This is a genomic window from Streptomyces tricolor, from assembly GCF_002155905.1.
Classification (GTDB): Bacteria; Actinomycetota; Actinomycetes; order Streptomycetales; family Streptomycetaceae; genus Streptomyces; species Streptomyces tricolor.
Window position 1 is genome coordinate 1 of record NZ_MUMF01000345.1, and the last position, 7174, is coordinate 7174.

At 76.2% G+C, this 7174-nt stretch carries 6 protein-coding genes and 1 pseudogene; 3 read left to right on the forward strand and 4 right to left on the reverse strand.

Annotated elements, in window-relative coordinates:
* From CCN44_RS24085 to CCN44_RS24095, 3 genes and pseudogenes are all read left to right on the forward strand, one after another.
* Positions 1 to 786: pseudogene (locus CCN44_RS24085) on the forward strand (ferredoxin reductase domain-containing protein); the annotation flags it as partial.
* A 40-nt stretch (positions 787 to 826) separates the two neighbouring features.
* Positions 827 to 1732 (forward strand): phosphotransferase family protein, encoded by a 906-nt coding sequence (locus tag CCN44_RS24090; protein ID WP_244203956.1) that lies wholly within the window; start codon positions 827 to 829, stop codon positions 1730 to 1732.
* Between the two features lie 86 nt (positions 1733 to 1818).
* Positions 1819 to 3108 carry an ROK family transcriptional regulator gene (locus tag CCN44_RS24095; RefSeq protein WP_086699461.1) on the forward strand — a complete coding sequence of 430 codons (1290 nt, stop codon included), beginning with the start codon at positions 1819 to 1821 and terminating at the stop codon, positions 3106 to 3108.
* A 541-nt stretch (positions 3109 to 3649) separates the two neighbouring features.
* Here CCN44_RS24095 and CCN44_RS24100 read toward each other — a convergent pair.
* The 4 genes from CCN44_RS24100 to CCN44_RS24115 form a co-directional block, all read right to left on the reverse strand.
* Entirely contained in the window at positions 3650 to 3889 is a 240-nt protein-coding gene (locus tag CCN44_RS24100) for a hypothetical protein (RefSeq protein ID WP_223283696.1), read from the reverse strand.
* A gap of 39 nt (positions 3890 to 3928) precedes the next feature.
* Positions 3929 to 4960, reverse strand: a complete 1032-nt coding sequence (locus CCN44_RS24105; protein WP_059246763.1) for an SDR family oxidoreductase — start codon at positions 4958 to 4960, stop codon at positions 3929 to 3931.
* Between the two features lie 357 nt (positions 4961 to 5317).
* Positions 5318 to 5974 (reverse strand): HAD family hydrolase, encoded by a 657-nt coding sequence (locus CCN44_RS24110; protein ID WP_086699464.1) that lies wholly within the window; start codon positions 5972 to 5974, stop codon positions 5318 to 5320.
* Between the two features lie 29 nt (positions 5975 to 6003).
* Entirely contained in the window at positions 6004 to 7071 is a 1068-nt protein-coding gene (locus CCN44_RS24115; RefSeq protein ID WP_086699467.1) for a PHP domain-containing protein, read from the reverse strand.
* Between the last annotated feature and the right edge of the window lie 103 nt (positions 7072 to 7174).

Here is a 7174-nt window from a genome sequence, read left to right on the forward strand (position 1 = left end):
CTCGCCACCCTCCCCGGCGACGACCCGCGCACCCTGGTCGAGCTGGCCGAGGACCACCCCGCCCTGCGCGGCGCCCTCGGCTGGCCGCTCCTGCTCGACCTGCTGACCCCGCTGCGCCCCCGCCACTACTCCATCTCCTCGGCGCCCGCGGCCGACCCGCGCCACGCCGACCTCATGGTGTCCGTGCTCGACGCCCCCGCCCGGTCCGGCAAGGGCCGCTACCGGGGCACCGGCTCCGGTCATCTCGCCTCCCTGCGCCCCGGCGACACCGTGTACGCCCGCGTCCAGCCCTGCCGCGAGGCCTTCCGGATCGACCCCTCGGCACCCGTCGTGATGGTCGCAGCGGGCACCGGACTCGCCCCGTTCCGGGGAGCCGTCGCCGACCGCTCGGCGGCCCGGCGAGAGGGCGCCCACCTCCCGCCTGCCCTCCTCTACTTCGGCTGCGACGCCCCCGACGCCGACTACCTGCACGCCGACGAGCTGCGGGCCGCCGAGCGGGCCGGCGCGGTGTCCCTGCGCCCGGCGTTCAGCGCCGCCCCCGAGAACGGGGCCTGCTTCGTCCAGCACCGGATCGCCGCCGAGGCCGACGAGGTCTGGCGGCTGCTCGCCGACGGCGCCCGGGTGTACGTCTGCGGCGACGGCGCCCGCATGGCCCCCGGCGTCCGCGAGGCCTTCCGTACCCTGTACCGGGAACGCACCCCCGGCGCCGACGAGGCGGCGGCCGAGCGCTGGCTCGGTGCGCTGGTGGCCGACGGGCGTTACGTGGAGGACGTGTACGCGGCGGGTCCTGGCCGCGGCGGGCCTGCCGCCCTCCCGGCTGGTCACCGTGCGCCCCCTCGGCGGCGGCACCTACAACACCGTCGAGGAGCTCCGGCTCGCCGACGGCAGCCGCTACGTGCTGAAGACCGCCCCGCCCGGGCCGGGCCTGCGCTACGAGTCCCGGCTGCTGCGCTCGGAGGAGGTGTTCTGCCGGGCCGCCGCCCGGGCCCGGGTCCCCGCGCCCCGCACGGTGCACACGGACCCGGGCCCACAGGCGCGGCACGCGCTGCAGACCCTCTGCCCCGGAGCACCCTGGGACGACTCCCTGACCCCGGCGGAGCAGGCGGCCCTGCGCCGCGAGCTGGGCGCACAGGTGGCCCGGCTGCACCGGCTCACCGGACCCGGCTTCGGCTACCCCTCGGGCGCGCTCGGCCCGCTCGCCCCCGACTGGCGTACGGCGTTCACCGCGATGCTCGACGCGGTCCTGGCCGACGCCCGCGACTACGCCGCCGAACTGCCCCGGCCCGCCGACGAGGTGGCCCGCACGCTGCGGTCCGGGTACGACGCGCTGGACGAGGTCACCGTGGCGCGCCCGGTCCACTTCGACCTGTGGCCGGGCAACATCCTCGTGGACCGGGCCCCCGGCGGGCCGCGCGTCGGCGGGCTGATCGACGGCGAGCGCATGTTCTGGGGCGACCCGCTCGCCGACTTCGTCTCCCTGGCGCTGCTGGACGACATCGAGCGGGACCGGGACTTCCTCGCGGGCTACCGGGACGGCGGCGGCCGGGTCGGCTTCGGGCGCCCGGAGCGGACCCGGCTGGCGCTCTACCGCGCCTACCTCTACCTGATCATGCTGGTCGAGACGGTGCCCCGGGGTGTCGACGCGGACCGGCGCCGGTGGACCCGGGAGACCGTCGGCCCGCAGCTGGTCGCCGCGCTGGACGACCTCACCCGTCTCCGCCTTAGCTCATAGCGTGAACTAAGGGTTGGGAAAATGTCGCGTCCCGGCTGCCCGAAGGGGTATGTTGCAGGTCGGGCACGGTTCGTGAAGGGAGCCACATGGCGGGGCGCAACGGGCGCACGGTACGCGACCTGAGACGAGGCAACCGCACGGCGGTGCTCCAGCGGCTGTACTTCGACGGCCCGCTCAGCCGGTTCGAGCTGGGCCCGGCCACCGGACTCAGCTCCGGCTCGGTCAGCAACGTGGTCGCCGACCTGATCGCCGACGGACTGGTAGAGGAGGCCGGCAGCGTCGACTCCGACGGCGGCCGGCCCCGCACCCTGCTGCGCGTCGCCCCGCACAGCGGGCAGATGATCGGCGTCGACGTCGGCGAGACCCGCGTCCGCGTCGAGCTGTTCGACCTGGCCCTCACCGAACTGGCCCGAGCCGAACGCCCGCTGACCCCGCAGGGGTACGACGCCGACCTCATCGCCGGCCACATCCGCGACGGCGTCGCCGAGGTCCTCACCGCCGGACAGGCCGACCCCGGCCGGCTGCTCGGCGTGGGCGTGGGCGTCCCGGGCATCGTGGAACACACCCCGGACCGGGGCGCCGTCGTCCACGGGCAGACCATCGGCTGGGACGCGGTACCGCTGGAGCGGCTGCTGCGCTCGGCCTCCCGGCTGCCCGACGGGGTGCCGTACTTCATCGACAACGGCGCCAAGACCCTCGGCCAGGCCGAGATGTGGTTCGGCGCCGGGCGCGGCGCCCGCAACGCCGTGGTCGTGCTCTTCGGCTCCGGTGTCGGCGCCTGCCTGGTCACGCCCGAGGTGGAGCACGGGCGGGCCGTGGAATGGGGCCATCTGACGGTACGGGTGCGCGGACGCCGCTGCCGCTGCGGTGCGCCCGGCTGCCTGGAGGCCTACGCCGGGGCCGAGTCGCTGCTCGCCCGCTGGCGCGAGGAGGGCGGCCGGCCGCCCCAGGGCACCGACGAGGAGACCGCGCTCACCGCGATGCTCGCCGCCGCCTACCCGCCCGAGGGCACCGCGCCCGACCCGGTGGCGCTGGCCGTGCTGGAGGAGACCGCGGAGTACCTCGGCGCCGGCCTGTCCGACCTGATCAACCTCTTCCAGCCCGAACGGATCCTGATCGGCGGCTGGGCCGGGCTCCAGCTCGGCACGCGCTTCCTGCCCGCCGTACGCCGGCACGCGGCCACCTACGCCCTGCGGCACCCGGCCGACAAGGTGACCATCGACCTCGGCCGGCTCGGCCCGGACGCGGTCACGGTCGGCGCGGCGATCCTGCCGCTGGCCGAGTTCTTCGCCGCCGGCGGCCGCCGCCCCGAACCGGCCACCGAGAACCGACTCCCCGCCTGGCGGGCAGCCCTGGAGGAGCGCGCCCCGCACTGAGGGGGAACGTCCGACGGGGCAGCAAGGTGAGCCTCCGGCGGCCTCCGACCTCTCAGGCGTCCGGCGGGCCCGGCCGGCGGGCGGGCCCCGCGCGGAGCGGGACGCGCTGTGCGGGGCTCTGCGTTCGACGGGTCAGGGCGAAGGGGCGCACTGCGCGTGGGCGGGCCCCGCCGTCGGGGGCGCCCGGTGGGCTGTGACCAGGCGATCCACCGTGGGGATCCGGCGTCCGGCGGGCCCGGCCGGCAGCGGGCCCCGCACGGAGCCGGACCCACTGCGCGGGACTCGGCGTTCGACGGACCAGGGCGGGGGAGCGCACTGCGCGCTGGGCGGGCCCTGTGGTCGGGGGAGTGCCCGGCAGGCTGCGACCCACGGGGCCCGCTGCCGCCGACTCATCCGCACGGAACCAGGACACACCGTGTGGACTCGGCGCCCGGTGGGCCCCGCCGAGGGGCCGTGCCCCGCAGGTCGCGGCGTCGAACGTGGGGAACTCAGGGTCCGACGGTTCGCGCTCCGCGCTGCGGAGGGCCGGCGGCCTGGCGGGTCAGGCCGATGGTTCGTCCGGGGCCGGATGTTCCGGGTGCACCGTGCCGGGGCGGGACGAGCCCCGGGGGCCGGTGCCGGCCTCGTCCGTGTCGGGGACGGTGTCCTCGTCCGGTTCGTCGTCGGCCGCCCGGCCCGGGGAGACGTCCCAGGGGTCGTCGGCGGGCCGGGCCTGCTGGTCGGGCATGTCCCGGGGCACCGGCCGCTCCTCGGCACCGGATCCGGACCTGTGCACAGCCATGGCGTTCTCCGTTCCTCCCTCGGCTCGGGCCGGACCCGGTCAGCCGACCTTCCGGCCCCGCATCGGTTCGGTCTCCATCCCGCCGCCCTTCTGCAAGCCCTCCAGGAACTCCTGGATCACCTCGGTCGCGGTGCGCCGCGGCTCCCAGCCCAACTCGGCCCGCGCCCGCCCGCAGTCCATCAGCGGCAGCCGCAGCACGGCGTCGAACAGGTGCGGGGAGGCGGGCAGCAGGTGCAGGCCCCAGGCGGCGGCGATCGCCGAGCGGACCGCCGCACGCGGCAGCCGCACCGGCCGGGAGCCGAGCAGCTCGGCGAGCACACCGGCGTCCAGCGGGGGATCGGCGGCCAGGTTGAACGCGCCCCGGGCGGAGTCCGAGTGCACCGCGAGCCGGTACGCCTCGGCGGCGTCGTCCGTGTGCAGCGCCTGTACCCGGAGCCCGGGGATGTCCGGCAGGAAGGGCAGCAGCTCCGGCCGGGCCAGCGGGCCGGGCAGGAACCGTCCGCCGAAGATCCGCCGCTGCTCGCTCGCCGACTCCCACTTGAACAGGAACGCCGGCCGCATCCGCACCACCCGCACCTCGGGATGATCGCGCTCGAACACGTCCAGCGTGCGCTCCAGATAGGCCTTCTCCCGGCAGTACGCGGCATCCGGCCAGCCGTGCGTCGGCCACGACTCGTCCACCGGGCGGTCCTTCGGCCCCGGCGAGTACGCCCCGACGGAGGACGCGTGCACCAGCACCGGCACCCGCGCCGCGGCGACCGCCTCGAACACCCGGATGCCGCCGAGCACGTTGGTCCGCCAGGTCGTGGCCGGATCGTGCGTCGGCTGGAACGCCCAGGCCAGATGGATCACCGCGTCGGCGCCCTCGAACCGCTCGGCGAGGTTCGCCTGCTCCGAGCCCAGGTCGACGGCGGCCCACTCGGTCTTCGGCGGCGACCACTGCGGCGTCCGCCGGGCCAGCCCCCGCACCGACTTGACCTCGGGATCCTCCGAGAGCAGCCGCACCACACTCGTCCCGACATTGCCGGTGGCGCCGGTCACGACCACCCTGCTGCCCGCTGAGCTGCTCACCTTCGGCTCCTCTCGTCGGCACGGCGCAGGCTGCGACGAGCGGCCGGGTACCCGGGCGCCGGACCCGCACACGCGGCGGCCCGCCGACACGGTCGCGGACACGCGGGTGGACCCGTTCGCGGACATGGGAAGCCCCGGCCGTGACGGGGGAATCACGACCGGGGCGGTCGAGGGTGGGCGCGGATGGCGGTCGCCTCTCGGCGAAAGGCTCCACAGGGCTTCAGCCGAACGATCGTCCCTGTGGGCAAAAGGTGAGGCCCGGGGACACTGTCCCATCCGCACCCACGGCTTGTTCAACGGGCAACCACCCCCGGGTGTTCCAGCCGCCCAGGTGACCTGCGTCACCACCCGTGCGGCTCAGGCCAGCGGACTACCGGCCAGCCGCGCCAGCAGGTCGGCGGGGTCGGCGTACACCGCCTCCGCGCCCGCCTCCGCCAGGTCCGCGCGCGGAATCCCGCCGCACAGCAGCCCCACACAGCGCACCCCGGCCTTGCTGCCCGCCCGCATGTCCCACACGGTGTCCCCGACGAACACCGCCCGCGAGGCCGGCACCCCGGCCAGCTCCAGCGCGTGCTCCACGGGCTCCGGCGCCGGCTTGCCCTCCCGCACGTCCTCCGCGCTCGCCGTGCCCGCGATGGCGTCGTCCGCGCCGATCGCCCGGCGCAGCGCGCCCAGCTCGGCACCGCTCGCCGAGGTGGCGAGGACCACCGTCCAGCCGTCCCCGTGCAGCCGCCGCAGCAGCTCCCCGGCGCCCGGCAGCGCGGGGAGCCGGTCGAAGTACTGGCCGTACAGCGCGGTGTGCGCCGCGCTGAGCGCCGCGTCCTGCTCCCGGTCCCGGTCGTCGCCGAGAAGATGGGCGATCAGGTCCGTGGAGCCCAGGCCGACGGCCCGGTGCACGGCGTTCATGGGGACGTCGTGACCGGCCTGCCGGAAGGCCTCCCACCAGGTGACGACGTGCAGATGATTGGTGTCGACGAGGGTCCCGTCGACATCGAACACGGCGGCCCGCTCCATCCGGGGTCCTCTCTCCTCGCTCCCGTCCCTCAGCTCCCGGCCCGGGTACCACGCCCGGACCCCGCCACGCGCGCCGGCAGCCGGCCCTCCCGGGTCCAGTCCAGCAGCTCCTCGGCCGACCAGGTGGTCACCACCCGCTCGGGTGGCACCCCGCACTCCTCGGCCCGGGCGCAGCCGAGGATCTGCCAGTCCAGCTGTCCGGGCGCGTGCGCGTCGGTGTCGACCGAGAACAGCACCCCCGCCTCGACCGCCCGGCGCAGCAGCCGCCGGGGCGGGTCCAGCCGCTCCGGGCGGCTGTTGATCTCCACGGCGGTGCCCGACTCGGCGCACGCGGCGAACACCTCGTCCGCGTCGAACTGCGACTCGGGCCGCCCCCGGCCCGTGACCAGGCGCCCGGTGCAGTGCCCGAGGACATCGGCGTGCGGATCGCGCACGGCGGCCACCATCCGGCGGGTCATGGACCGCGCGTCCATCCGCAGCTTGGAGTGCACCGACACCACGACCACGTCGAGCCGCTCCAGCAGCTCCGGTTCCTGGTCCAGCGAGCCGTCCTCCAGGATGTCGCACTCGATGCCGGTGAGCAGCCGGAACGGCGCCCAGCGCGCGTTCAGCTCCGCCACCACCGCGAGCTGCTCCCGCAGCCGCGCCGGCGACAGCCCCCGGGCCACCGTCAGCCGCGGCGAGTGGTCGGTGAGCGCGGTCCACTCGTGCCCCAGCTCGGCCGCCGCCCGCCCCATCTCCTCGATCGGGCTGCCCCCGTCGGACCAGTCCGAGTGCGTGTGGCAGTCCCCGCGGATCAGCGCCCGCAGGCCGGCGCCGGCCGTCTCGGGGCCGGCCGGCGCACCGGCCTCCGCCTCCAGTCTGCGCAGGTACCCGGGCACCTCACCGGCGAGCGCCTCCCGCACGACCTGGGCGGTCTTCGGCCCGACGCCCTTCAGCGACTCCAGCGTCCCGGCGGCGGCCCGCTCGGCGACCTCGTCCGCGGGCAGCGCGGCCAGCGTCCGGGCGGCGGTACGGAAGGCCCGCACCCGGTAGGCGGGCGCAAGCGCCCGCTCCAGCAGGAAGGCGATCCGGTCGAGGGCGGCGACGGGCTCCATGGGAACCAAGGTTGCACCAGGCGCCCCGAAGAAGCGCGGGGAACGGCGCGCGAACCGTCCGCCCCTCGCGCTCCGCGACGTGCCGCCACCACGGGGACGAACC

Bases quoted from the DNA above. Each gene is read 5' to 3' on its own strand.
- CCN44_RS24095 (WP_086699461.1), top strand. From the start codon at position 1,819: ATGGCGGGGCGCAACGGGCGCACGGTACGCGACCTGAGACGAGGCAAC.
- CCN44_RS24100 (WP_223283696.1), bottom strand. From the start codon at position 3,889: ATGGCTGTGCACAGGTCCGGATCCGGTGCCGAGGAGCGGCCGGTGCCC.
- CCN44_RS24110 (WP_086699464.1), bottom strand. From the start codon at position 5,974: ATGGAGCGGGCCGCCGTGTTCGATGTCGACGGGACCCTCGTCGACACC.
- CCN44_RS24115 (WP_086699467.1), bottom strand. From the start codon at position 7,071: ATGGAGCCCGTCGCCGCCCTCGACCGGATCGCCTTCCTGCTGGAGCGG.